Source organism: Ruegeria lacuscaerulensis, assembly GCF_013034685.1.
In the GTDB taxonomy this organism is placed as follows: Bacteria; Pseudomonadota; Alphaproteobacteria; order Rhodobacterales; family Rhodobacteraceae; genus Ruegeria; species Ruegeria lacuscaerulensis_B.
In genome coordinates this window covers 289,352-309,829 of the sequence record NZ_WQGO01000004.1, presented here as the reverse complement: position 1 = coordinate 309,829, position 20,478 = coordinate 289,352, and the positions used below count along the sequence as shown (strand labels likewise).

The 20,478-nt window shown below is 59.4% G+C and carries 21 protein-coding genes; 12 read left to right on the top strand and 9 right to left on the bottom strand.

Annotation, left to right across the window (positions count from 1 at the left end; all coding sequences use genetic code 11):
* The first annotated feature begins 11 nt into the window (after positions 1 to 11).
* Genes GOV80_RS12655 through GOV80_RS12640 form a run of 4 tightly spaced genes read left to right on the top strand, consistent with a single transcriptional unit; the run spans position 12 to position 2,925 of the window.
* A complete protein-coding gene (locus tag GOV80_RS12655; protein ID WP_170785166.1) occupies positions 12 to 734 on the top strand; it encodes a competence/damage-inducible protein A in 723 nt (240 codons plus the stop codon).
* Positions 731 to 1,438, top strand: a complete 708-nt coding sequence (locus GOV80_RS12650) for a GNAT family N-acetyltransferase (protein WP_170785164.1) — start codon at positions 731 to 733, stop codon at positions 1,436 to 1,438. The genes GOV80_RS12655 and GOV80_RS12650 overlap by 4 nt, the downstream gene beginning before the upstream one ends.
* Before the next feature lie 15 nt (positions 1,439 to 1,453).
* Positions 1,454 to 2,026 (top strand): peroxidase-related enzyme, encoded by a 573-nt coding sequence (locus GOV80_RS12645; protein WP_170785162.1) that lies wholly within the window; start codon positions 1,454 to 1,456, stop codon positions 2,024 to 2,026.
* Positions 2,023 to 2,925, top strand: coding sequence for an OmpA family protein (locus tag GOV80_RS12640; protein ID WP_170785160.1), 903 nt, complete (start codon positions 2,023 to 2,025; stop codon positions 2,923 to 2,925). The genes GOV80_RS12645 and GOV80_RS12640 overlap by 4 nt, the downstream gene beginning before the upstream one ends.
* 5 nt (positions 2,926 to 2,930) lie before the next feature.
* Here the strand turns inward: GOV80_RS12640 and GOV80_RS12635 are convergent, their stop codons facing one another.
* Positions 2,931 to 3,893 (bottom strand): sodium-dependent bicarbonate transport family permease, encoded by a 963-nt coding sequence (locus GOV80_RS12635; RefSeq protein ID WP_170785158.1) that lies wholly within the window; start codon positions 3,891 to 3,893, stop codon positions 2,931 to 2,933.
* Between the two features lie 98 nt (positions 3,894 to 3,991).
* Here GOV80_RS12635 and GOV80_RS12630 point away from each other — a divergent pair, with 98 nt between their 5' ends.
* Positions 3,992 to 4,909, top strand: coding sequence for a hydrogen peroxide-inducible genes activator (locus tag GOV80_RS12630; protein WP_170785156.1), 918 nt, complete (start codon positions 3,992 to 3,994; stop codon positions 4,907 to 4,909).
* Positions 4,910 to 4,961: 52 nt separating this feature from the next.
* On the opposite strand, the gene GOV80_RS12625 is transcribed toward GOV80_RS12630, so the two are convergent.
* Positions 4,962 to 5,867 carry a LysR family transcriptional regulator gene (locus GOV80_RS12625; protein WP_170772843.1) on the bottom strand — a complete coding sequence of 302 codons (906 nt, stop codon included), beginning with the start codon at positions 5,865 to 5,867 and terminating at the stop codon, positions 4,962 to 4,964.
* Between the two features lie 283 nt (positions 5,868 to 6,150).
* Complete coding sequence (locus GOV80_RS12620; protein ID WP_170785154.1) at positions 6,151 to 8,178, bottom strand: NADPH-dependent 2,4-dienoyl-CoA reductase; 2,028 nt, start codon at positions 8,176 to 8,178, stop codon at positions 6,151 to 6,153.
* Between the two features lie 138 nt (positions 8,179 to 8,316).
* Between GOV80_RS12620 and GOV80_RS12615 the strand changes: the two genes are divergently transcribed.
* From GOV80_RS12615 to GOV80_RS12605, 3 genes are all read left to right on the top strand, one after another.
* Positions 8,317 to 8,802 (top strand): RNA pyrophosphohydrolase, encoded by a 486-nt coding sequence (locus GOV80_RS12615; RefSeq protein WP_170785152.1) that lies wholly within the window; start codon positions 8,317 to 8,319, stop codon positions 8,800 to 8,802.
* Positions 8,803 to 8,882: 80 nt separating this feature from the next.
* Positions 8,883 to 10,256, top strand: a complete 1,374-nt coding sequence (locus GOV80_RS12610) for a radical SAM protein (RefSeq protein WP_170785150.1) — start codon at positions 8,883 to 8,885, stop codon at positions 10,254 to 10,256.
* Positions 10,253 to 11,092: a DUF547 domain-containing protein gene (locus GOV80_RS12605; protein ID WP_170785149.1), complete on the top strand. Its 840-nt coding sequence runs from the start codon at positions 10,253 to 10,255 to the stop codon at positions 11,090 to 11,092. The genes GOV80_RS12610 and GOV80_RS12605 overlap by 4 nt, the downstream gene beginning before the upstream one ends.
* 48 nt (positions 11,093 to 11,140) lie before the next feature.
* On the opposite strand, the gene GOV80_RS12600 is transcribed toward GOV80_RS12605, so the two are convergent.
* Both GOV80_RS12600 and nth read right to left on the bottom strand, forming a co-directional pair.
* Positions 11,141 to 12,130 (bottom strand): adenosine kinase, encoded by a 990-nt coding sequence (locus GOV80_RS12600; RefSeq protein WP_170785147.1) that lies wholly within the window; start codon positions 12,128 to 12,130, stop codon positions 11,141 to 11,143.
* Complete coding sequence (gene nth, locus GOV80_RS12595; RefSeq protein ID WP_170785145.1) at positions 12,127 to 12,771, bottom strand: endonuclease III; 645 nt, start codon at positions 12,769 to 12,771, stop codon at positions 12,127 to 12,129. The genes GOV80_RS12600 and nth overlap by 4 nt, the downstream gene beginning before the upstream one ends.
* 116 nt (positions 12,772 to 12,887) lie before the next feature.
* Between nth and GOV80_RS12590 the strand changes: the two genes are divergently transcribed.
* Together GOV80_RS12590 and GOV80_RS12585 are read left to right on the top strand one after the other, a co-directional pair.
* Positions 12,888 to 13,730: a bifunctional helix-turn-helix domain-containing protein/methylated-DNA--[protein]-cysteine S-methyltransferase gene (locus GOV80_RS12590; protein WP_170785143.1), complete on the top strand. Its 843-nt coding sequence runs from the start codon at positions 12,888 to 12,890 to the stop codon at positions 13,728 to 13,730.
* 163 nt (positions 13,731 to 13,893) lie between these two features.
* The gene (locus GOV80_RS12585) at positions 13,894 to 14,544 is read left to right on the top strand and encodes a peroxiredoxin (protein ID WP_170785141.1); all 651 of its coding nucleotides are present in this window, start codon (positions 13,894 to 13,896) and stop codon (positions 14,542 to 14,544) included.
* A 38-nt stretch (positions 14,545 to 14,582) separates the two neighbouring features.
* Here GOV80_RS12585 and GOV80_RS12580 read toward each other — a convergent pair whose 3' ends face one another.
* The 3 genes from GOV80_RS12580 to GOV80_RS12570 form a co-directional block, all read right to left on the bottom strand.
* Positions 14,583 to 15,305, bottom strand: coding sequence for a glycosyltransferase family 25 protein (locus GOV80_RS12580; RefSeq protein ID WP_170785139.1), 723 nt, complete (start codon positions 15,303 to 15,305; stop codon positions 14,583 to 14,585).
* Positions 15,306 to 15,374: 69 nt separating this feature from the next.
* Complete coding sequence (locus tag GOV80_RS12575) at positions 15,375 to 16,064, bottom strand: outer membrane protein (protein ID WP_170772824.1); 690 nt, start codon at positions 16,062 to 16,064, stop codon at positions 15,375 to 15,377.
* A gap of 132 nt (positions 16,065 to 16,196) precedes the next feature.
* Positions 16,197 to 16,682 (bottom strand): PACE efflux transporter, encoded by a 486-nt coding sequence (locus GOV80_RS12570; RefSeq protein ID WP_170785137.1) that lies wholly within the window; start codon positions 16,680 to 16,682, stop codon positions 16,197 to 16,199.
* A gap of 249 nt (positions 16,683 to 16,931) precedes the next feature.
* Here GOV80_RS12570 and GOV80_RS12565 point away from each other — a divergent pair, with 249 nt between their 5' ends.
* Complete coding sequence (locus tag GOV80_RS12565) at positions 16,932 to 17,567, top strand: DUF1326 domain-containing protein (protein ID WP_170772820.1); 636 nt, start codon at positions 16,932 to 16,934, stop codon at positions 17,565 to 17,567.
* 57 nt (positions 17,568 to 17,624) lie between these two features.
* Entirely contained in the window at positions 17,625 to 18,146 is a 522-nt protein-coding gene (locus tag GOV80_RS12560) for a GNAT family N-acetyltransferase (protein ID WP_170772818.1), read from the top strand.
* 61 nt (positions 18,147 to 18,207) lie between these two features.
* Here GOV80_RS12560 and pnp read toward each other — a convergent pair whose 3' ends face one another.
* Positions 18,208 to 20,355: a polyribonucleotide nucleotidyltransferase gene (pnp, locus tag GOV80_RS12555; protein WP_170785135.1), complete on the bottom strand. Its 2,148-nt coding sequence runs from the start codon at positions 20,353 to 20,355 to the stop codon at positions 18,208 to 18,210.
* Positions 20,356 to 20,478: the final 123 nt, after the last annotated feature.

Here is a 20,478-nt window from a genome sequence, read left to right as displayed (position 1 = left end):
GGGTATGCGCCATGGCCAATCCAACCGCTGCAATGCTGGTGATCGGAGATGAAATCCTGTCGGGCCGCACGCGCGATGCCAATATGCATTTTCTGGCGGGCGAGTTGACCAAACAGGGCATCGACCTGAAAGAGGTGCGTATCGTCAGCGATGACGCCCCGGCGATTGAAGCCGCCGTTAAGGCGCTGTCCCAAGCGCATGACCATGTGTTCACCAGCGGTGGTATCGGGCCGACCCATGACGACATCACCGCCGATTGCATCGCGCGTGCCTTTGACGCGGCCATTGATATCCGTGCCGACGCGCGCGCTTTGCTTGAAGCGCACTACAAGAATTCCGGGTTGGAGCTGAACCCGGCCCGCCTGCGCATGGCGCGCATCCCGGATGGGGCCACGCTGATCGACAACCCGGTCTCGACCGCACCGGGGTTCACGATTGCGAATGTGCATGTCATGGCCGGGGTGCCTTCGGTCTTTCAGGCGATGGTGGCCAGTGTGCTGCCCGGCCTGACCGGCGGCAGCCCGCTTTTGTCGCAGACCCTGCGCGTGCATCGGGGCGAGGGCGATATCGCGGGGCCGCTGGCAGCGTTGGCTGCGGATTTTCCCGATCTGGCCATTGGTAGCTATCCGTTTCAGATCAACGGGGCCTTTGGCGCGAATATCGTGGTGCGCGGCACCGACGGGGCGCAAGTTGATGCAGCGGTCACACGGTTGGCGAAAGAGTTCGAACTTTGACCGATTGGGCCAACATCGTCGACGGCACATGGCCCGCCGCGCAGTACACGCAGCAGGGCCCGTTCCAACTGCGTCAAGGGCAGGGCGGTGGCTCGCGCGTCTCGGCTGCCAGCGCGCGAGGACCCGCGTCTGACGCACAGATCGACGCCGCCGAAGCCGCCATGCTGGCGATGGGGCAGAAACGCATCTTTTGCCTGCGACCGGGGGACGAGGCGTTGGACCGGCAGCTCTCGGACCGAGGGTACGACGTGCTGGACCCGGTCAACATCTACACCTGCCCGGTGGCGCATCTGACCGACACCCCTGTTCCGCGGGTGACTGCCTTTGCCATCTGGGACCCGCTGGCCATCATGGTCGAGATCTGGGCCAAAGGCGGCATCGGCCCAGAACGGCTTGCGGTCATGGAACGCGCGCCGGGGCCGAAAACGGGACTGCTGATGCGCCGCGTGGATAAACCGGCCGGGACGGCGTTTGTCGCTATCCACGATGATGTCGCCATGGTCCACGCGTTGGAAATCCTGCCGGAACACCGCCGTCATGGACTGGGTCAATGGGCGATGCGAGCGGCGGCTTTCTGGGCGCAAGAACAGGGGGCGCGGACGCTCAGTGTGATTTGCACCAAGATCAATGATGGGGCCAATGGTCTCTATCATGCGCTGGGGATGGAGATCGCCGGAGAATACCATTACCGTCAGCTTATCTAAGGAGAAAAACCTGACGTGACCGATCCCTCTCTGCCGACTGCATTGAACCTGCCGATGGTCGATCCCCTACCAGCGGAAACCCAGCGGTATTTCGATATCTGTGTGGAGAAGCTGGGCTTTGTGCCCAATGTGTTGCGGGCCTATGCCTTTGACATAGACAAGCTGAATGCCTTTACCACCATGTACAACGATCTGATGCTGGCCGAGAGCGGCATCACCAAGCTGGAACGTGAGATGATTGCGGTTGTCGTCTCGGCCATCAACAAGTGCTTTTATTGCCTTGTGGCGCATGGGGCAGCCGTGCGGCAGATGTCGGGTGATCCCCAACTGGGTGAGATGTTGGCGATGAACTATCGCGTCGCCCCACTGGATGCGCGGCAGCGGGCGATGCTGGATTTCGCGGCCAAGATGACCCATGCCAGCGCTGAGATTGAAGAACCGGACCGCCAAAACCTGCGTGATGCGGGTTTCAGCGACCGTGATATCTGGGACATTGTCAATGTGGCCGGCTTTTTCAACATGTCGAACCGGGTCGCCAGCGCCACGGCGATGGTGCCAAACGACGCCTATTTCGCGCAGGCCCGATGATCCTGCGCGCGGGCCTGATATCGCTATGTCTGGCTGGTTCTGCGTTGGCGCAGGATGTGGCCTTGCCGTCGGGTTCGCGACTGGTCAGCGAACGAGTCAGTCCGCTGGACAGCTATGACTTGCCCACCGGCGGATTCGCGACTGGCAAAGTCCCTGCCCTCACAGTCGAGGGCCGCGTCGAGCGCCTGACATGGCGCCTGCAATCAGGGTCCAGCACCACGTTGCAGCTATTGGCCCCACTGCGTCAACAGATCATGGATCAGGGCTTTGACATCATCTTCGAATGCGAGGCGATCACCTGCGGCGGTTTCGACTTCCGTTTTGGAACCGAGGTCGTGCCCACCCCGGATATGTACGTGGCCATTCAGGACTATCGCTTTCTCTCGGCCACCCGTGGGGATGAGGCGCTGAGCCTGCTGGTCAGCCGCAATCCGCCCGACGGATATGTGCAGATGATCCGTGTCACGCCCGTGGACGCGCCCGAACCGCCGCCTCTGGTCGTTGAGGAAACGGTGAAGCAGACAGACGGGCTATTGGACGCACTGGAACAGAATGGCCACGTTATCCTTGAAGACCTGCATTTCAGAACCGGTGAGATTACGCTGGGCGAAGGCCCGTTTCCTTCGCTGGCGCTGATCGCGTCTTATATGGCCGACAATCCTAACGTCCGATTGGCGCTGGTGGGCAATACCGACGATACGGGTACGCTCGAGGCGAACATTTCGGTCAGTACGGGGCGTGCGCAGGCTGTGCGCGTGCGGTTGATCGAACAGCACGGCGTTGCCGGAAACCGTCTTGAGGCGCGCGGCATTGGCTATCTGGCCCCCATGACCTCAAATGCCACGCCCGAGGGCCGCGACCAGAACCGCCGGGTTGAGGCGGTTCTGCTGGTGAACTGACCTGCCTACATCACCCACCAAAGATAAAGCGGCAGGCCAACGGTGATGTTGAACGGGAAGGACACGCCCAGAGACAGGGTCAGGTAAATCCCGGATTCCGCCTTGGGCAGGGCGATTTTCATGGCCGCAGGCACCGCGATATACGAGGCCGAGGCGGACAGAACCATCAGCAGGAACAGGCTGCCTTCGGACAGACCGATCAGCGCGCCCACGGCCCAGGCCATCATCGCGCCGATCAGGGGCATCAGGACCCCAAAGGCGAACAGGCCGACCGACAGCTTGTCGCGATTGCTCAGCAAGCTGCGCCCCGCCGACAGGCCCATATCAAGCAGGAACAGGCACAAAATCCCGGTAAATGGCGTCACGATGAAGGGCGCAATCATCTGCATCCCCTGACCACCGGTTATAGCCCCAATCAGGAACGCCCCGGTCAGCAGAACGATGGAGCCGTTGGCCAACAGATCACGCCACAACCCGTCATCCTTGACGCCATTGCCATTGGACCGGTGCGCCAACCACAGCGCGGACAGAATGGCCGGAACCTCCATCGCGGCGGCGACGGCCACCATGAACCCGTCATGACTAAGTCCTACAAGGTCCAACAGGCTGGTCGCGGTTACGAAGGTCACGATCGAGATCGAGCCGTAATGCCCTGCAACCGCGGCTGCGTTCAGGCTGTCCAACCGTGTCATCACTCGCAACAGCCCGAAAGCGACGAAGGGGATGGCAAAGGACAGCGCCACCCCGCCCAGAAGCGTCAGGAACAGGTCCATGTGGATGCCGTGCTCGGCTAGGTTGCTTCCGCCTTTGAACCCGATGGCAAGAAGCAGGTAGAGCGACATGAACTTGGCCGCGCCCGCCGGGATGGACAGATCACTGCGCACAAACGCGGCCACCAGCCCCAAGGCAAAAAACAAAATGGTGGGCACCAGCAGATTGCTGGACAGAGTTTCTAGGACGCTGGGCATATACGGCTCCTTTTCCGGCGGTCCGGGGCCTAGTGCCTTGCAGAATTTAATTAGCCCAATATTATCTTTCTAAGAACTGAATAGTTTGGAACTATGAAATGCGACCCACCCTGCGCCAGCTGGAATATATCGTCACGGTCAGTCGCTTGGGCAGGTTCGGGCTGGCTGCTGACGTTCTCAATGTCAGTCAGCCCAGCCTCTCGGCGCAAATTGCGACGGTAGAACAAGAGCTTGGCTTGCGAATCTTTGAACGGGACCGGGGCGGGGTACAGGTTACAGCGCGGGGCGAGGAGTTCATTGCCCGCGCTCAGAAAATCCTGGCCGAGGTACAGGACCTGCGCCATGCGATGACCAGCGACACCCCTGTCGGTGGACGACTGCGGTTGGGTGTATTGCCGTCGATTGGGCCCTACCTGTTGCCGCAAGTCATCAAGCATGTGCACCAGGAACGGCCCGGATTGCGCATCGTCGTGCGCGAAGAAAACACCCGAGACCTTGAGCAGGGATTGAAATCCGGCCGGTTCGACATGATCATTTCAACCCCCGAAGATCACCCCAATACGCTGCAACAACGCCTGTTCAACGAAACGCTCTGGATTGGGGTGGCCGTGGACGACGTACTGGCGCGCGATCTGCACGGGGTCACAGCCGAGGATTTGCGCGACCGTCTGATCCTGACTTTGGACCAAAGCCACCGTCTGTCCCGGATCGTCTATGCGCTGGCGGCGGAATGCGGAGGCGTGGTATCCGATGAATACGAGGGCACGACACTGGATTCTATCGTGCTAATGGCAGCCTCGGGGGTGGGGGCTGCGGTTTTGCCCGATCTCTATGCAAGGCGGCAGGGTATTTACCGAGACGAGGTGCGTCTGCGCCCTTTGACGATCCCCAACGCCAACCGCGATATCTCGCTGTTGTCGCGGCGCGGGGAAGCCGCCCTGCCCGGACAAAACATCCTGATCCAATCCCTGCGCACCGTTGCCAAGGGCATGGGGCTGTCGGTCTTCATGGAATAAAAAAAGACCCGCACAATTGTGTGCGGGCCGTTCAGTCTTCACCGGGGAGAAATTACCAATCCATCGGGCCCTTGTCGTTGAAGGACTCGACCAGAAAATCAATGAATGCGCGCACCTTGGGCTGTGTGAAACGGCCCGGAGGGTACACTGCATAGACGCCCTGCAACTCATCAGGCAGCGACGGCATCGCATCCAGAACCTTGCCGCTCTTCAGCGCGTCAGCGTACAGATAGCTGGGCAGATGCGCGATCCCAAGGCCCGAGATCGCTGCGTTCAGCAGGGACTGCCCGTCATTCACGCTCAGCCAGCCGGCGGTACGGACCTGACGCTTTTCGCCTGATGGCGCGGTCAGTTTCCACACGTTGCCGGAAGATTGGCTGGAGTAATGCAGCAGCTTGTGCTCGTTCAGATCGTCGATCTTTTGGGGGCGGCCATATTTGTCGATGTAACTGGGGGCCGCGACCATCCGTTTCACGGTTTCGGTCAGTTTGCGGGCGCGCAGGGTGCTGTCTTCCAACTCACCAATACGCACGGCCACGTCGAACCCTTCCGAGATCAGCTCAACATACCGGTTGTTCAGCACCATGTTCACGGTGATATCGGGATAGGCTGACAGGAATTCTGACAGGACCGGAGACAGATGATTCACGCCAAAATCCGTGGCCACACTGATGCGCAACAGGCCCGAAGGCGCGGATTGCATCGACGTCACCAGCGCATCAGCCTCGCCTGCGTCATTCAGCACACGGCGCGCGCGGTCATAATAGGCCAAACCGATTTCCGTAGGCGACACGCGTCGCGTTGTGCGGTTCAAAAGACGGGCGCCCAGACGCGCCTCGAGGCTCGAGACGTGCTTGGACACGGCCGATTTGGAGATGCCCATTTTCTTGGCCGCATCTGTGAAGCCACCTTGGTCCACCACATTGGCAAAGGCTTCCATTTCGGTCAGTCTGTCCATACTCGTACCCCAAGTCTTGGTTCGTTGACTGACCTTGGCGCTCAATCTGGGCGGAAACTGGGCAGACATGGGATAATATCAGGGATTTAATCTGGATCGTTTGCGGATAGGAAACGTGGAAACGGTGGTTTCTAAATTCGCCACAAACCCGAAAACTATGGGGTTTTACCGGCAGCATTACACATATGTTAATCTGAGGATGGCAAATTTGTGACCGTTGAACGTGTCACCAAAGCCATTTTTTCGTTGCGGCGCAGGCCCGGCGCGAACCGGGCCCGATGCCTCAAAAAGTCGCCGCCAGACGTGTGCCTTGATTAATTGCGCGTTTGGCGTCCAACTCTGCCGCCACATCCGCCCCGCCGATCACGTGCGGAGTTATACCGCGTTCGATCAGCGCATCCGCGAGGCTGCGTTCGGAAACCTGACCCGAGCATAGAACAATCGTGTCCGCCGCAATCACGGTTGGGTCGGCGCGCTCTTCGCCAAAGCTGACATGTAGGCCGTCATCGTCGATGCGTTCATAGTTCACACCGCCGACGAAATTGACGTCTTTCATCTTCAGCGTAGCGCGGTGAATCCAGCCGGTTGTTTTACCCAGACCCTTGCCATGCGCCTGTTTCTTGCGCTGCAACAGCGTAACGTCGCGCGCGGGTGCCGCCGGTTGGGGGCCCTCGGGGGCAAGGCCCGAGCGATGCTCGGCCGGGTCGGTGACGCCCCATTCCTTCATCCATGCAGGCAGGTCAGTGGTGATGCTGTGGCCGTCCTCCAGCAGGAATTCGGACACGTCAAACCCGATGCCCCCCGCGCCGATCACAGCGACGGATTTGCCGACCTCGGCCTTGTGGCGCAAAACGTCGATATAGTCGATCACATTGTCCCGATCCTGCCCCGGAATCTGCGGATCGCGCGGGGTGACGCCCGTGGCGATGACAACCTCGTCAAAGCCGGTCAGGTCGTCAGCCGTTACCTCGCGGTTCAGTTCAACCTTCACGCCCAGATCGGCTATCATGGTGCGGAACCAGTCGACCAGCCCCCAGAACTCTTCCTTGCCGGGCACCTGTTTGGCCATGTTCAGCTGGCCACCGATCTCAGATGCGCGGTCAAATAGAGTCACGTCATGGCCGCGCTGGGCGGCGGTCATGGCAGTGGACAGACCCGCAGGGCCCGCGCCAACGATGGCCACGGTTTTTGGTGTGTCGGCCTTGCCAATCACCAACTCGGTCTCGTGGCAGGCGCGCGGGTTCACCAGACACGAGGTCAGCTTGCCGCCGAATGTGTGGTCCAGACAGGCTTGGTTACAGGCAATACAGGGCGCGATCTGCGCCGATTTGCCGTCCATCGCCTTGGCGACGAAATCCGCATCCGCCAGCATCGGGCGCGCCAGTGACACCATGTCGGCGCAGCCGGTGGACAGAACCTCTTCGGCGACTTCGGGCGTGTTGATCCGGTTCGAGGTAATCACCGGAATGCTCACCTTGCCCATCAGCTTTTTAGTAACCCACGCAAAAGCTGCGCGCGGCACGGATGTGGCGATGGTCGGAATCCGCGCCTCATGCCAGCCGATGCCGGTGTTGATGATCGTGGCTCCCGCTTGTTCAACCCGTTTCGCCAGTTCGACAACCTCATCATGGGTGGAGCCATTGGGCACAAGGTCGATCATCGACAGGCGGTAGATGATAATGAAATCACGGCCCACGGCCTCGCGCGTGCGGCGCACGATTTCAATCGGCAGGCGCATCCGGTTCTCATACGAGCCGCCCCAGCGATCTTCGCGCTTGTTGGTGTGGGTCACGAGGAACTGGTTAATGAAATAGCCTTCCGATCCCATGATTTCGACCCCGTCATAGCCCGCCTTTTGGGCCAGCTTGGCGGCGTTGACGATGTCGCTGATCTGTTTCTCGATCCCGTCTTCGTCCAGCTCATTGGGCGGGAAGGGCGAGATGGGTGATTTCACCGGGCTTGGCGCCACGCATTTGGGGCCATAGGCATAGCGACCCGCATGCAGGATCTGCATGGCGATCTTGCCGCCTGCCTCATGCACACGCTGGGTCACGATGGAGTGGTTTTCGACGTCCTTCTCGGTGGTCATCATCGACGCGCCGGGCAGGACCGAGCCTTCGAGGTTCGGGCCAATCCCGCCCGTCACCATCAGCCCTACTTCGCCGCGGGCACGGTCAGCATAGAATTCTGCCACGCGGTTCCAGTCGCCGGTCTCTTCCAGACCGGTATGCATCGAGCCCATCAGGACCCGGTTTTTCAGAGTGGTAAAGCCCAGATCCAGCGGGGCCAGCATGTTTGGGTACGCAGTCATGGTAACTCTCCCTCCCGAATTCTTTGTCGTTAGATTGACGTTTGCGTCAACATTGTCACGCGAAACCTTGCGTCACGGTCTTTGCTGTCCTGACGGCACTTGATACAGACAAGGCGTGACAGGAAAAAGAGGCCGCACATGACCCCCGATGAAATCGCCAAACTGCCCTATCGGCCCTGCGTCGGGCTGATGCTGATGAATGCCGAGGGTCATATCTTTGTCGGCCAGCGCAATGACCGACACGCCGATGCCTGGCAGATGCCGCAGGGTGGGGTAGACAAAGGCGAAGACCCGCGCGACGCCGCCCTGCGCGAGCTGTGGGAAGAGACGGGTGTGACCGCTGATCTGGTCGAGGTCGTGGCTGAAACCCCCGGCTGGCTGCCCTATGATCTGCCCCATGACATCGTGCCCAAGATTTGGAAAGGCCGCTATCGCGGGCAAGAGCAGAAATGGTTCCTGCTGCGTTTCACGGGCCGTGACGATCAGATCAATATCGACACCGATCATCCCGAGTTCACCCGCTGGAAATGGCAGGAGCCCTCACGCTTGGTTGAAGAAATCGTACCCTTCAAGCGCGATGTCTACGCGCAGGTGGTTGCAGCATTCAGCGCATTTCTGCGGTAGGAGCGCGCTTCACTCACCCTGCGACAACTTGCCGTGAGGGGGCATAGTTCGGGCCACACGGCATCTCTAGCTTGGTCCGCATGAGAGATACCGCGCACAGCCCCCCCGCCATCGTCCCTGCAGGTCGCAAGTTCATAGGTTCTGACCGCCGCGCGCCTCTGCGCGAGGGTTTGCAAGGCTGTGGCGAATACCATGCCGGGCAAACGGCGGGGCGGTTCTATCCCATCGCTTGCGTTGCGCTGGAGGTCACGCAAAGGTGCAATCTGGATTGCACGCTGTGTTACCTCTCGGACCGGGCCGAGATGACCTATGACCCTCCTCTGTCGGTTCTGTTTGCGCGGTTGAAGACAATTCAAAGCCACTACGGCACCGGCGTATCGGTGCAGTTGACTGGCGGTGATCCGACCCTGCGCAAGATCGAGGATCTTGAGGCGCTGTGCCGGGAAATCCGCCGTTTGGGTATGCGGTCCTGTCTGATGACAAACGGGATTCGCGCCAGCCGCGCCAAGTTGATGCGGTTGGCAGCGGCGGGGCTGAACGACGTGGCCTTTCATGTGGACATGACGCAAGAGCGTAAGGGGTTCACCTCGGAAGAAGAGCTGAACACCGTCCGCCGCGCCTATATCCGCCGGGCGCGGGGATTGGGGCTGCGGATTCTGTTCAACACCACGGTGTTTGCCGGCAATTTCGACGAACTGCCCATGCTGGCGCGGTATCTGCGGGATCGGCCCGAGGTGGCGTTTGTCTCGTTCCAGATGCAGGCCGATACCGGGCGCGGCGTGTTGCGCGAACGGCCCGAGATGATCACGCAGGACAGTGTCGCGCGCGCGGTCGAGGAAGGCTATGGGACGCCGCTGCATTTCGGCACGGCGGCTGTGGGCCATTCCAAATGCAACCGTTACGCCAGCGTCCTGACGGCCGGAGGGCGCGCGGTCTCGCTATTGTCTAACCAAAGCTTGGTGCATCGGGTGATGACAGCGCTGGAAGGGGTGGACGACAATCAGGACGCCCATATCCGTATTCGCCCCAAGGTTGGGCGCATGATCCGACGACATCCGCTGCTGGCCCTGCGCGCATTGGGGCAACTTGGGCTGAGCGTCGCTTGTCTGGGTACTGGCGTGCTGCGTGGCCCGGTGCGGCGGCAAGCGGTGTTCATTCACAATTTCATGGCGGCAGATCAGTTGGACGAAGACCGCTGCGCCTCGTGCGTGTTCATGGTGGCTACGGCGAACGGGCCGCTTTCGATGTGTGTCCATAACGCGCAGCGCGACATGCATCTGGCCAGCCCTGACCGGATTGACGGGCCGACCGGTCCAAGCTGGTGGAACGCTGCCGTTCCGCGTCTGTCCAATGGCCCGGACCTGCCCGAACTGAGCGATCCGGCGCTTGCTCCGATGAAACGGCTGAAAGGGCAGATGCGCGCCCTGCGCCAGTCCCGAAAGGATGCCTCATGAGACGTCTGCTGATCCTGCTGTTGCTGCCCCTGCTTGCGGCTTGTGCCAGTGTCGAACGACTGGCCCTTCCCGCGCCCGAACCTTTGGCGAACAGCGCCCTGACCCGCGCTGCCCAACCGCCCGGAGAGCGTGTTGATCACCGCGACTGGACCACCTTTCTGAACCGCTATGTCGCGCCTGATGCGCAGGGGGTGAACCGGATGGCTTACGGGCAGGTCTCGGCCGACGACAAAGCACGTTTGGACGGGTATATCGAAGATTTGCAAGCAGTTGACCCTGCGGCGCTGACCCGTGATCAACAGCTGGCCTATTGGATCAACATGTATAACGCGGTGACGGTGGATGTGATCCTTGAGAACTACCCCGTCGCCTCGATCCGCGACATCAAGGACGGGCCGCTGTCAATCGGGCCGTGGAACCGGCCCATAGTGACGGTCGCCGGGCAGAGCTTAACCCTGAACGAGATCGAACACCGCATCATCCGCCCTGAATTCAACGAGCCGCGCATTCATTATGCCCTGAACTGTGCCGCTGTGGGCTGCCCCAACCTCATGGACCGCGCCTGGCAGGCCGACACGCTGGAGCGTGACTTTGCCGCTGCCGAGCATGCTTATATTAACGACCCGCGCGGGGTCCGATTCAATGACAATGGTGGGCTGATCCTGTCGAAAATCTTCATCTGGTTCCGAGAGGATTTCGGACCGAACGAACAGGCGGTTCTAACCTATGTCCGAACGGTCGCCGACCCCGATCTGGAAGCGCGGCTGCAAGATGTGTCCCGTGTCAGTGCCTATAGTTATGACTGGGCACTGAACGACGCGGCGGCGGGGTCGTAAAAAAGCTGCGCCAAGGTCATCTGGGCTCCCTCGGCGCTACTCAGCGACTTACAGCAAGCCTTCGGCGCGCAGCAATTCCTGCATATTCGCTTCTGGCCTTGGGCCGATATGGCTGATCACTTCGCGGGCGCAGACATTGCCGATCTTGGCGCAGGTCGCGTAATCGCGCCCTGTGGCCATACCGAACAGGAACCCAGCGGCGAATTGATCGCCCGCGCCGGTGGCGTCCACGGGCACAACCTTTTCCACCGGTACGTCCACCCGCTGACCATCGAACAAAACCGAGACGCCATCACCCGACCGGGTGCATACGACCAGAGGGCAAATCGCGGCGGTTTTGGCCAGAGCATCCTCGAGATCATCGGTTTCGAACAGCGATTTGATCTCGGCCTCGTTGCCGATCACGAAATCCAGCTCGTTCTCGATCAGCAGCAGGAAATCGACCCGGTGACGTTCCACGCAGAACGGGTCGGAAATGGCGATCCCCGCCTTGCCGCCGCCCTTGTGACAGGTGCGCGCGGCCTCAAGAAACGCGGCTTTGCCCTTTTCCTTGTCGAACAGATACCCCTCAAGGAACATGATTTGGCTGTTGCCTGACACATCCTCGGACACGTCCTGTGATGACAGTTCCGAGGAAATGCCCAGATAGGTGTTCATTGACCGTTCGCCGTCGGGCGAGACAAAGATCATCGAGCGTGAGGTCGGCAGCTCGCCACCCGGCACCGGCGGGTTGACGAAATCGACGCCGTCCTCGTTCATCGCATCCGCATAGAACCGCCCCAGCGCGTCGTCATGCACCCGGCCAATGAATGCCGCATCCAGTCCCAGTGCCCCGGCACCCGCGATGGTATTCGCGACCGAGCCGCCGGGCGTCTGCACGCGCCCCTCCATCGAGGCATACAGCACTTCGCCGCGCTCCTGCTCGATCAGTTGCATGATGCCCTTTTCGATGCCCATCAGTTCCAGAAAGCTGTCATCGGCCTGGGAGATCACGTCCACAACGGCATTTCCGATACCGGTGAGCTGGTAGGTTTTCATAGGGTCTTGTCCTCAAATTCGCAGAGATCGCGGATGATACAGGTTCCGCATTGGGGTTTGCGCGCCTTGCAGTGATAGCGACCATGCAGGATCAGCCAGTGATGCGCGTGCAGTTGGAAATCGGCGGGAATATTGTCTTCGATGGCGCGTTCGACGGCATCTACGGTCTTGCCGGGACAAATGCCGGTGCGGTTGCCGACGCGGAAGATATGGGTGTCGACCGCCTGCGCCGGTTGCCGCCACCACATGTTCAGAACCACATTGGCCGTCTTGCGCCCGACACCGGGCAGCGATTGTAGCGCGGCACGGGAATTGGGCACTTCGCCGCCATAGTTTTCGACCAGAATGCGGCTGAGTTTGATGACGTTCTTGGCCTTCTGGCGGAACAGGCCAATGGTCTTGATATGCTCGGTCAGGCCCTCTTCGCCCAAATCCAGCATCTTTTGCGGTGTGTCGGCGATTTTGAACAGCTCGCGCGTGGCTTTGTTAACGCCCGCATCGGTGGCCTGCGCCGATAGCGCCACGGCCACGACCAGAGTATAGACGTTCACATGATCCAGCTCGCCCTTGGGTTCGGGGTCGGCGTCCTGAAAACGCGTAAAGATCTCGCGGATCGTGTGGTAATCGAGTTGCTTTGCCATCCGGGCCTTAATGCCGCCCGCAGGCGCATGACACAAGCCCAAAGCCAATGCGCATGTTTCGGGTCGCGGTGGCGTGGCGCGCGGGATATGGTCCGGGGCAGCAGATGAGGTGAGTTATGAACGTCCAGACCCCCGAAAGCGGATACCACTACAACGTCATGCGCCGCGCGATCGAGCTGATTGATCAGGGCGGCGAATCCCTGTCGCTGGACGAACTGGCCCGCCAGATGGACATGAGCCCCGCGCATTTTCAACGCCTGTTCTCACGCTGGACCGGGGTATCGCCGAAACGCTATCAGCAATATCTGACGCTGGGCCACGCCAAGGCCTTGCTGCACGAGCGGTTCACCACGCTGGAGACCGCGCATAACGTGGGGCTGTCCGGAAGCGGCCGTCTGCATGACCTGTTCCTGAAATGGGAATCCATGAGCCCCGGCGAATACGCCCGCAAAGGCGAGGGCCTGACGATTTACTGGGGCTGGTTCGATTGTCCATTTGGTCCGACGCTGGTGATGGGCACCAACAAGGGTATCTGCGGCATGGCTTTTGGCGCGGAAACCGGCGAAGCGGCGGCGATGGAAGATATGACCTCGCGCTGGCCCAAAGCCTGCTATGTCGAGAATGCCGAAAAATTGCGCCCATGGGTCGAGGCGTCGTTTGGTGCCGATCGGTCTGAGACGCCGCTGCACCTGTTCGGCTCCCCTTTACAGATCAAAGTGTGGGAGGCGCTGATGCACATCCCTTCGGGGCAAGTCACGACCTATTCCGAGATCGCGCAGCGGGTGGGGTCTCCTCAAGCAGTTCGGGCTGTGGGTACGGCAGTCGGGCGCAACCCGGTCAGTTGGCTGATCCCATGCCACCGTGCGTTGCGCAAGTCAGGCGGGCTAGGGGGCTATCATTGGGGCCTGCCCGTCAAGCGCGCCATGCTGGCTTATGAGGCCGCGCAGGCCGAGGCCTGAGACAGGCGCGCCGCGTTTTTGTTGGGGCGAATTCCTGAATTTTAGGATAATATCGTGATACGTGAATTTTGAGCGATCCCTCAAAGAACGGTTTAACTTACACACAAAGTGATTAAATTCGCATCAGCCTGCCAGGCTGACCAACAGGAGAAGGAGACGCATTATGGGCTTGCGCATCAACGACACCGTCCCAAATTTCACCGCAGAAACGGATCAGGGCACCATTCAGTTCCACGACTGGATCGGTGACAGCTGGGCTATTCTGTTCTCGCACCCCAAGGACTTCACTCCTGTCTGCACCACCGAGTTTTCTGCCGTGGCGCAACTGAATGACGAATGGGCGGCACGCAACACCAAGGTTTTGGGCGTGTCGGTCGATGGTGTGGAAGACCACAAGAAGTGGAAGAAAGACATCGAGGCCTATGGCAATGCCAATCCCGGTTTCCCGATCATTGCCGACGACGGGCTTGCGGTCTCGAAAGCCTTCGACATGTTGCCTGCCGAAGCTTATCTGCCCGATGGCCGCACCCCGGCGGACAGTGCCACCGTGCGTTCGGTGTTCATCATCGGCCCGGACAAGCAGTTGAAGTTGTCCATGACCTATCCGATGACCGTGGGCCGCAACTTTGCGGAAATCCTACGCGCGTTGGACGGTCTGCAAATGAGCAGCAAGGGCGTCGCAACCCCGGCCAACTGGGTGCCCGGTGAAGACGTGATCATCCCGCCTGCGGTGTCGAACGATGAGGCCAAGGAGAAATTTGGCGAGTTCGAAACGATCTTCCCTTATCTGCGCAAAACCAAAGCGCCGAGCTAAGAAACAACAAAGCGGGGCATCAGGCCCCGCTTTTTCGTTCAGCAAGCCGGCTTTTGCGGATGGCTGTGCAGATAGGCGCGATAAGCTGCGCGCTTGAACTCGCGGGTCAGTTTGTCGCCCAGCGGAGGACGAGTCTGGATTGTGGACCCGCCGATTTCACCAGCCACTTCCTGATTGCCACTGCCCTGAAGCGACAGGATTGGTTGGCCGGTTAGCCAGTGCATTTGCAGGAACGTATCCACAGGGCGGTCGATCTTGTCAGTTGCGGCCAAAAGCCGTTCTGCCGCGCGGCGCCCGACAAGCTGGCACACACATTGCAACCCGATCACCTTTGGCAGGATCAGACGCTGATCATTGGTTTTGGCCAGCACTTGCGCCGCAACTTCGCGTTGTTTTACGGGAATGCGGATATAGTGCTCGGGCGTAGCAAAGGCCGCCAACATCTTTAGCGCTTTGGCCATGCGAATGGGCTCAATGCGCAGGTCATCTTCGGTGATGATGGCCATGTCGATCTTTTCGTCCACCAGTTTGCGCCAAAGACGACGATGGCTTTCGAACACCCCGATCTCCGCAGGGCGCAATTTAAACGGGTATTCTGGATGGTGCAAATTGCCGGGAAACAGCGCAACATCGGCGATCTGCGCCGGGTCGCGACCGTTTACCGCTTCGAATAATTCCGCGTTCGGAAGGTCGCTGCAAAGTTTCTCGGCATTGGGTCGCCGCGCGGCACTAGAGGACATATGGATGACGAAAGATCGCATGTCCTCGTGCATAGAGCACGCGGACATGCGGGGGAAGGGAAACCGGAGAGAAACACTTCCCCTATTCGATCAAAATCTTTGGCGTACGCCGAAATTGATGCTGAACGCGTCGATGTCATCTTCGACGGTGCCGGTCAACGCGCCGTTCGGGGCCAGACGGTCCGAGGAAACGTCGAAGGCGCGCGAATAGCGCGTATCCAGTGTCAGAGCCGTGTTTTCGCTGACATCATAGGCAACGCCTGCGATGATCTGAGCGGCAAAGTTGGTGTCACTGTCATCCAACTCCACACCCGGTCCGTATGAGAAATCCAGATCGGTGTAGGCGACACCCAGACCCAAGCCGACATAGGGCGTGAGCGCGCTAGCGGTTTTGAAATCGACCAGAACATTGGCAAACAAGGACGTTTGGGTCACATCACCCGAAACGTTGACTTCGCTTGCGGGCCCGTTGCCGGAAAAATTCACTCCGTCTACGTCATTGTCCCGATAAGAGAGTTCAAGTTCGACCCGAGTGGCGATGCTGTCATTGCTCCACTGTGGGATTTCTTTGCCGATGGCAATGCCCAGTCCAAACCCACCGTCAAAATCGGTATCGACGGATTCCGGGCCACCATTGACGGTGCCGGTGAAATCGCTGTCCTGCAAATTGCTGTAGCCAGCAAATCCGTGGACGTAGAGGTCATCTGTGAGGCTTTGCGCAACCGGTGCTGACGCGCTGAGGCCCAGCACCGCCGAGGCGAGAATAATTCGCTTAACCATGTCCATGTCCTTTGTTCCAAATGGTTATGAACCCACATGTGGACAAACTCGCCGCAAATGAAAGACAGGCGAGCTTCACTTCGATTCACAGCTTATTGGGGTGGAGTGATCGAACAAGCAGCGCGGGTTTGTTCAGATGTTATTGCAGACCGCCGCGCCGGGATCGCATTGCGGTGTGCCCTCGACCGCAGAGACAGGTCTTACGGGGCGTAACCGGTCATAAATGATATGAAAAACATAGGTGTAGATCGAATAGGTGATCGTCAGCCCAAGATTGAAAGCCAGTGCGGCCTGCAGGGAATGGCCGCCAAAATACATCAGCAACGGGCATGTAATAATAATCGCGGTGACCTCATGCAGCACCGCGTGGACGATCCGCAACCGGTGGGGGCGGGCGCTTGCCAGGCGGCGGGTTCGGTGCCGTTCTATCCAGTCGAACAACGTGTTGAAAATGGGCGACCAGATCAAAATGACGATGGACAGCAGGGAAATCAGCGCAAACCCATGCGCCATCGACGCCCCCGCGATATATGCATAAACCGGCGAGACGAACGCGATCCCCACCACCTCGAAACTACATGTTTGGATGACTCGTTCTTTGAACGATCTTAATGTCATGGCCCATTCCTTCGCACACACTTATTGGTTGTGCGACGTCGGCCCTGCATGCTCGGTCGCGGGTCTTTCGACCCTGGCGCAAATTGTCATGCCGAAAGCCTTCTGACTGTGAAGTTCGACACATTCGCGCGTCTTTCTCATTCTCATTCGATTTTTCGCGGAGGTTCGGGATTTGGCGTAAATATGCTATGGTGCCGCGATCGGGGCGGGTGATGACAGGAATCGGGCTTTCACATCAGGAGAGTTACGATGGCATTCACAGATTGGTACGTTGAGGGCGAAGCCTTCGGGAATTGCAACTGCGGCTACGCCTGCCCCTGTCAGTTCGAAGAATTACCCACCAATGGCAATTGCAGGGGTTTCGAAGTGCTGGAGGTCTCCAAGGGGCATTTCGGCGACACTGATCTGGCAGGCACCAAAGCGGCTCTGATCTACGCTTGGCCCGGCCCGATCTTTGAAGGCGGCGGCGAGATGCAGGTGATTATTGATCCCAGCGCCTCGGACGCGCAGCGCGATGCGTTGGAAAAGGTGTTTCACGGTGAGGAAACGGATGAGATGGCCACCCATTGGTTCGTCTTCCGTGCCATGTGCAAGACCGTTCACGAGACACTGTATCTGCCGATTGATTTCGATATCGACATCGAAGGGCGCAAGGCCAAGGTCACCGTGGGCGATGTGCTACAATCCACGGGGCGTCCAATTCAGGCCCCGCACGGCGGCGGCGAGCATCGCGTTCGGATCGACATTCCCGGCGGGATCGAATTCACACTGGCCGAGATCGGTAGCGCTTCGACCAAGGCGGATGCAGCGATCAAGCTTGATCTGAACGACAGCTATGGCCAGTGGCACGTGATGAAACATGGGCCGTCCGGTGTTGCGCATTGAACAATGGCTTGTGGTCACACCCGCAACAGGGTCAACTGATCCGCGAGGTGTGACCCGATGATTGAAATTGAAAACTGCGCCGCGTTGCCGCCCAAGGATCAGCTGAATGGCATCCTGTCGCAATATTACGACCTGATTGTCGAACGCATGGGCGCCATGGGGTTCGAGATTGATCCATCCGCCCCGGAAAGCGCCTTAGCCGAATTCTGGGCGCGCCCCGAGGATTACCTGCCACCCAATGGTTGCCTGGTCGTGGCGCGGGATGGGCAGTCCGCGATTGTGGGGTGCGGGATGCTGAAGCGTCTGGATCAAGAGACCGGTGAGTTAAAGCGCGTCTTTGTCACCGAAAGTGCCCGTGGCACCGGAACCGGGCGCGCGTTGATCGTGGCGCGAGAGAATGCCGCAAGACAGATGGGGTTGAAACGGCTGGTGGCCGATACGTTGACTCCGAATGTTGAGATGCGCAGCCTGTATCCGAAGCTTGGGTTTGTGGAACTGGACACACCGATCGAGACAACAACCTACAAGGACCAACCGATGTTGCGACCGCATCTGCATTACTTTGCCAAGGACTTGTAGGGTCACAAAAAAAGACCCCGGCCAGAACCGGGGTCTTTGGTAATTCGAAAAGAGGCGCTGATTATTCGGCGTCTTCTTTCTTTTCTTTCTTCTCGGGAACAATCTCTTCGCCGGTTTCCTGATCGACCACTTTCATCGACAGGCGAACCTTGCCGCGATCATCAAAGCCCAGCAGTTTGACTTTCACTTCCTGACCTTCCTTCAGAACATCCGACGGATGGTTCAGGCGGCGGTTTTCGATCTGGGAAACGTGGACCAGACCGTCGCGCTTGCCAAAGAAGTTCACGAAGGCACCGAAGTCGACGATCTTGACCACTTTACCAGTGTAGATCTGACCTTCTTCCGGCTCTGCGACGATCGAGTGGATCATCTCGTAAGCTTTCTTGATCGACTCCCCATCGGGCGAGGCAATCTTGATCACGCCGTCGTCGTTGATGTCGACCTTGGCACCCGAAACCTCGACGATTTCGCGGATGACCTTACCGCCCGAGCCGATCACTTCGCGGATCTTGTCGGTTGGGATGTTCATGGTCTCGATGCGCGGGGCGTGGACCGAGAATTCGTTGGTCTCGGACAGGGCTTTGCCCATCTCGCCCAGGATGTGCATCCGGCCGTCCTTGGCTTGCGCCAGGGCTTTCTCCATGATCTCGGGCGTGATGCCCGCAACCTTGATGTCCATCTGCAACGAGGTGATGCCGTTTTCTGTACCCGCAACCTTGAAGTCCATGTCGCCCAGGTGGTCTTCGTCACCCAAAATGTCGGACAGGATGGCATAGTTGCCGTCATCTTCCAGGATCAGACCCATGGCCACACCGGCAACCGGTGCTTTCAGCGGAACGCCCGCATCCATCATCGACAGCGAGCCGCCGCAGACCGACGCCATCGAGGACGATCCGTTGGATTCGGTGATCTCGGACACGATACGGATCGTGTAGGGGAAGTCGGTCGCCGCAGGCAGAACCGCCTGCAGGGCGCGCCATGCCAGCTTGCCGTGGCCGATCTCACGACGTCCGGGGCCACCCACGCGGCCAACTTCACCAACCGAATAGGGGGGGAAGTTGTAGTGCAGCAGGAAGTTCGATTTGAAGTTGCCGTGCAGCGCGTCGATGAACTGCTCATCATCACCGGTGCCCAGCGTGGTTACGGCCAGTGCCTGAGTCTCACCACGGGTGAACAGGGCGGAACCATGGGTCCGGGGCAGCATCGAGGTTTCGGCTACGATCGAACGGATATCAGTGGTCGAACGACCGTCGATCCGCTTGCCGCCTTTGACGACGTCGCCTCGCAGGATGCCGGCTTCCAGCTTTTTCATCGCGGAACCGAGGTTGCCGTCTTCTAGCTGTTCTTCGGTCAACGCTTCTTTGATCGCTTCGCGGGCCGCGGCAACGGCGGTGGTGCGCTCTTGCTTGTCGGTGATCGCGAAGGCGGCGCGCATCTGCTCTTCACCGGCTGCGGCCACAGCAGCGTAGAGGTCCGCATAGTCGGGGGCGGCGAATTCAAACGGCTCTTTCGCAGCTTCTTCGGCCAAGCTGATGATCAGGTCGATAACCGGCTGAATTTGTTCATGCGCGAAGGTCACGGCGCCCAGCATTTCGGCCTCTGACAGCTCGTAAGCTTCCGATTCCACCATCATCACGGCATCTTTGGTGCCGGCGACAACCAGATCCAGACGCTGTTCAGGGTTCAGGCGCAGGTCCTGCATGTCGTCTACGGTCGGGTTCAGGACGTATTCGCCATCCACGAAACCAACGCGGGCACCGGCGATCGGACCCATGAACGGCGCGCCGGAAATAGTCAGAGCAGCCGACGCAGCAATCATTGCAACGATGTCGGGATCGTTGACCAGATCGTGGCTCAGCACGGTGCACATGACCAGAACTTCGTTTTTGAAGCCATCGACGAACAGCGGGCGGATCGGACGGTCGATCAGACGCGCGGTCAGCGTCTCTTTTTCGGTCGGGCGCGCCTCGCGCTTGAAAAAGCCACCCGGAACTTTACCGGCGGCATAGTATTTCTCTTGATAGTGTACGGTCAGCGGGAAAAAATCCTGACCGGGCTTTTGGCTTTTGGCAAAGGTCACGTTGGCCATGACGCTGGTTTCGCCCAGCGTGGCAATCACAGTGCCGTCCGCCTGACGGGCAACCTTGCCGGTTTCCAGTGTCAGCGTCTCTTCGCCCCACTGAATCGATTTCTTTGTTACATCAAACATATGCGTATCCTAGAACGGAGCACTCCCGCCCCTGCGGGTCTCCGGTTTGCATGGCGGCCCCATTGCCGCCGACCCCATTTATCTTCCATTCGAGTGCCAGGGTCCGGGCACAACGTCTCAGAT